This window comes from Paenibacillus sp. P4_A7 (assembly GCF_056402455.1).
The window spans coordinates 1-4,669 of sequence record NZ_JBFUHJ010000499.1 but is presented as its reverse complement, the minus strand read 5'-3'; the positions used below and the strand labels follow the sequence as shown (position 1 = coordinate 4,669).

Annotated in this window: 6 protein-coding genes; all 6 read right to left on the bottom strand. The window is 46.4% G+C overall.

Annotation, left to right across the window (positions count from 1 at the left end; all coding sequences use genetic code 11):
- Positions 1-700: glycoside hydrolase family 73 protein (locus AC1DWN_RS29730; RefSeq protein ID WP_477562475.1), on the bottom strand; the 700-nt coding region annotated here is incomplete at its 3' end.
- Between the two features lie 266 nt (positions 701-966).
- Positions 967-1,797 carry a TatD family hydrolase gene (locus AC1DWN_RS29725; RefSeq protein WP_477562474.1) on the bottom strand — a complete coding sequence of 277 codons (831 nt, stop codon included), beginning with the start codon at positions 1,795-1,797 and terminating at the stop codon, positions 967-969.
- 4 nt (positions 1,798-1,801) lie between these two features.
- Positions 1,802-2,596 carry an ABC transporter ATP-binding protein gene (locus tag AC1DWN_RS29720; RefSeq protein ID WP_477562473.1) on the bottom strand — a complete coding sequence of 265 codons (795 nt, stop codon included), beginning with the start codon at positions 2,594-2,596 and terminating at the stop codon, positions 1,802-1,804.
- Positions 2,597-2,668: 72 nt separating this feature from the next.
- Positions 2,669-3,448: an ABC transporter permease gene (locus AC1DWN_RS29715; RefSeq protein WP_477562472.1), complete on the bottom strand. Its 780-nt coding sequence runs from the start codon at positions 3,446-3,448 to the stop codon at positions 2,669-2,671.
- Entirely contained in the window at positions 3,438-3,740 is a 303-nt protein-coding gene (locus tag AC1DWN_RS29710; RefSeq protein ID WP_477562471.1) for a thiamine-binding protein, read from the bottom strand. Before AC1DWN_RS29710 ends, AC1DWN_RS29715 begins: the two co-directional genes overlap by 11 nt.
- 40 nt (positions 3,741-3,780) lie before the next feature.
- On the bottom strand, positions 3,781-4,669 hold an 889-nt coding region (locus AC1DWN_RS29705; RefSeq protein WP_477562470.1), incomplete at its 5' end, for an ABC transporter substrate-binding protein.

Below are 4,669 nucleotides of genomic sequence, written 5' to 3'. Positions count from 1 at the left end.
CTTTAACATAGCCTGTTGCTTCAGAGAGAATAGATTCGAGTTCTACACCGTTTACCGTTACCTTACTCCCATTCCAATCAATGACTGCGCCTAGCGCTTCTCCTACTAATCTAGCAGCAACCCAAACAGATCCATTAATCAAATATCCGTCTGAAATCACATGACCTTTATAGGTGACAACAACTGGCGAAGCATCCTTCAACTTCCCAGGGTTCGGAACTTGCTTGATGCCCAGCAGATCAAATCTCTTTAAATCATATTGTTGAATAATCGATTTTAATTTGCTAGGATAAGCCGGATCAGTAGCATAGCCGCATTCATAGAGCATTTGAGCCTGCTGCTCTGGCGTTAGCGCTTTACGCACACGCTCGTAACGTGGTATGGCCAGCAGTAAATCCAAGTCTTTATAGAAATGATAGACGCTGCTATACGCTCGAAATGCCGCCTTTGCATTTACATTACGGCCATCGATATATTCCCAGGTTCCCTTAACTACTGCCTCGCCGTGCCAATAGTCATTCGTCCTCCCGCTTCCAACCTTTATACCTCCTAGGTTATTCCATGAATGAATAACTCCTCCGGTTTCGAGCAAATTTTGCGCCAATCTAACGGAAGGGAACATCGTCGATCCTTCTCGCTTAACCCGAATGACTGTAGGAGCCAACATTATAAAAAATTGATCTCTTGTCATTGCAGCCATCTCATGCCTCCTTCTTCGCAGATCTATATGAACCTCAAATGCGTAAACAGCTGTTGCAGTCATTGCGATTGCGGCAAAAGCGTTCGTTTCGCGGAGATAGATAACACCTCTATAAGTGACTACTTATAAATTGTTATCTATGAACCAAGCTGTTATTTCTTTGTATGCATCGGCAGCTATGATGGCAACGGACAAAAAGGAATGATCCTGCAGCCGCATGGGATACAGGATCATTCCTAAGCAAAATATGATTCGTACTGATAGATTCATTCAATCCCATAAAATCTTTTTGTATTAGCAAGCAATATCTCCGCTGCCTGAACATCCGAATAGTGCTTTATCTGAGAGATATGCTTTGCCGCGTCAGCTGCCATAGAAGGCTTTGTTTGTCTGCCTGCATAAGGTCCTTCGAACGGCCATGGTCCGTCAGTCTCTACCATCAACAGTTCTATTGGATACTGCTCTACGATTGTCATAATCTCTTTCTCGTAGACAACATCTGGTGTCACGGATACCAAATAGCCGCTAGTAATCATTCGTTTTACCAATTGTTCACTGCCTTTAAACCAGTGGAAATGCGCTCTGCGTACGCCATGTTTCGCTAATATGTCACATGCTTTATCTCCATCCTCATATACGGCGTGCAGTATAATTGGACGATCCAACTCTGCTGCAAGAGCTGCGAAACGATTCAGCAGCTCCAGGTAAGGTTTTTCATCAAAAGCATTACCTGAAGTCTCAGCCTCCGTCCGCGTATAATAAGGCAGACCAACCTCCCCAATTGCAAACGACTCTCCCGCTTCATGACACACTCTTATCCAAGCAAACAACTGATCAAGCTCTGCTTCGGTTGGAAGCTGCTGCTCGGGGTGGAAACCATAAGCGGGATGTACCCGTCCTGGGTAACTCAGCGCAAGCCCTCTATTCACTATTGATGACTGCAAATGCATGGAAACCGCAACAACAGCTGCAATCCCTTCTGAGAACGCTCTCTTCAGCAGTTCATCTCGTTCCTCCGCTGCATACAAATCAACATGCAGATGCGCATCTATATAAGCTAAATCTATTTTTTCTTGTTGAATTTCATTCTGCTCCACCCTATCATTCACCCTCATATACGCCAGTTTTAAGCATCTCGTAAATCCGCTGCTTTAACTCATTAAATTGAGGATTGGTCCAGAGAGCTTCGCTGCGAGGCCGCTCAAACGTTACGTTGAATTGCTCTAGTACGACAGCTGGCTTAGCGGACAGTACGATAACACGGTCCGAAAGAAACAGGGCTTCTTCTATGCTGTGCGTAACCAGAAGCACCGATCTTCGGTTTTCTTCCCATATAGACGTCAACCATTTCTGCATATCCAACCTTGTTAAAGCATCGAGTGCACCAAACGGCTCGTCAAGCAGCATAAGCCTCTGCGGTGCTAGTAAAGCTCGTAGGAACGATACGCGCTGCAGCATCCCGCCGGACAACACATGCGGATACGCATTCGCATATTCAGCTAAACCTATTCGCTTCAGCCATTCCTTCGTTTTCAACTTTGCAGTACCGCGGTCTAAGCCCGATATGGTCAACGACAGCTCGATATTTCCCGCAACCGTTTGCCAGGGCAGCAAAGCCGATTGCTGTGGCATATAGGAGATGTGGCCGCGCTCGCCAGTTGTTTGCTGTCCATTAATCCAAATCTCGCCTTCACTCGGCTGTTCCAGTCCTCCAATGACTTGAAACAATGTCGTTTTCCCGCTTCCTGAAGGCCCAATAATAGAGACAAACTCACCGTCGGCAACGGAAAATGATAATCCACCCAGCACCTCTTTAATGGAAGCGCCTTTTCCAAACTGTTTGCGCACTCGTACGACTTCTAACGTATTCGGAGGTCGCCCTATTGTATCGCTCATTCGTTACTCCTCCCAAAAGGTTTGTGCAACAAACCTACTTCGTAAGCATAATCTTTGGTTTGTGCAACAAACCTATTTTGTAACTGCATCCTTTGCAGGACGCCAGCGAATCACTAAACGCTCGGCCAAGCTTACTAAGCCGAATAACGTCAAGCTGAATATAATGATAATAATAACGGCTGCAAATACACGTCCCGGCATAAAGCCTTTGGATGATAGCAGCATAAAAGCGCCCAACCCTTTTTTAGTACCCAGCCATTCTGCGACAACCGCGCTCAATACACTGTATGATGCTGCTATTTTCAAGCCCGAAAACAAATGAACAATAGCATGCGGCAGCTCGAGGCGCCAGAACAGCTGCCATTTGCGAATGCCGATCATCTGCAAGTAATTGCGAAGCTGCACGTCTGTATTCGTTAATCCGCCAAGCATCGCAATTGTTATAGGAAAAAAGCAAACCATCATAACAAGCAGCACCTTCGGCAGCAGTCCAAACCCAAACATCATCATTAAAATAGGTGCAATAGCGATGATTGGTACGTTTTGAGATAAAATGAGCAGTGGATAAACGGCTGTCCGCACACCTRGAATAAGATGCAGCAAAGCGGCGAGCACGAAGCCCACCGCCGATCCGCCAACAAAGCCGTACAGTGTAAGCTGTACCGTCGCTCCTGTATGTTCCATTAGCCTTGGCCAAACTTTGATGGCCTCTTGCACAATTGTAACAGGTGAAGGAAGCATCCAGTGGTCAATATCCCCCAACATAACAGCCGCCTGCCAAAACACGAGCAATGCTATAAATACCGCCAATGGAGGCCAGATTTTAGACCATACGCTCTTGTTATTGCCCATCTGGATATTTCTCTAGCAAGCGGCCCATCGAAGCGCCTTTGGCCGGATTATAATATATTTTAATTTGTGATATAACGGATGGACAGCCCATCTCTGTCATCGCTTCGCTCATCGATTGCACTACGCCTAGCAAATGACTAAGCTCGCCCTCCATCGTTGTCTCAAGCGGTGCGACGCGGTAAGGTACGCCAGCTGCCTTGATGATCTCTATTGCCCGATCCACATAAGGAAGGACGCTTTCGCCCCCTGGTGTTGTTGGTAAAATTTGAATGCTAACTAATGCATTTGCCATATGATCTCCTGCTTTCTCTGCTGTTTATTATCATCATTAATTATTCCGGTAAAAACTCGTTCGTAAACGCCTTCTCGGATTCTAGCTCCTTCTCAAGCAGCTTGTGCTCAAACATCCATGTCGCGTAATTTTCCCACACACTAAGCTTCTGTTCACCCCAACGAGCAGCGTCATCCTGATATTTCGGGCTCAACCACTTCTGACTGGCCCGAACAAGATCAGCATTCAAATCGGGCTCTGCTTTGATCAAAATTTCAGCTGCATCCTCAGGATTGTCAATTGCATATTTGTAGCCTTGCGCCGCAGCTGATGTAAATGCTTTAACGATTTCAGGCTTCTCGGCGATCATCGTTTCATTTGTCGTAAGTACAGGTGTATAATAATCCAGTTTGTCGCTATAATCGGTCAAATAAACCATATTGATCTTTTCACCGCGAAGCTCCGCCTCTACACCGGTCCATGCGTAGAAAATCCAAGCAAAGTCGATATCGCGCTTCACCGCTGTAAAAAAGTCACTGTCGCCGATGCTAATCATGTTCACTTTACTAGCGTCAGCCTTTTTCTCCTGCATAAGTGAAGTGATAACGGCTTCCTCGACTGGCGCGCCCCAGCCGCCGTATGTTTTCCCTTCGAACTTTTCCGGGGAGTCAATCCCTTTGGCTAGCGGCGATGCAAAGCCCGATGTGTTGTGCTGTATAACAGCTGCAATCGACACAAGCGGAACACCGGCAATACGTGCCATCGTAATCGACTCCTGGTAACTTATACCAAACTGTATTTTACCGGATGCAACCATTTGGTCAGCCCCGCTCTCACCTGGTTGAATAATCTCAACATCCAATCCTTGCTCCTTGAAAAAACCTTTATCTCTAGCGACATATAGTCCGGTATGATTCGTATTCGGCGTCCAGTCAAGCACGACCTGTACC

Bases quoted from the DNA above. Each gene is read 5' to 3' on its own strand.
- AC1DWN_RS29720 (WP_477562473.1), bottom strand. From the start codon at position 2,596: ATGAGCGATACAATAGGGCGACCTCCGAATACGTTAGAAGTCGTACGA.
- AC1DWN_RS29710 (WP_477562471.1), bottom strand. From the start codon at position 3,740: ATGGCAAATGCATTAGTTAGCATTCAAATTTTACCAACAACACCAGGG.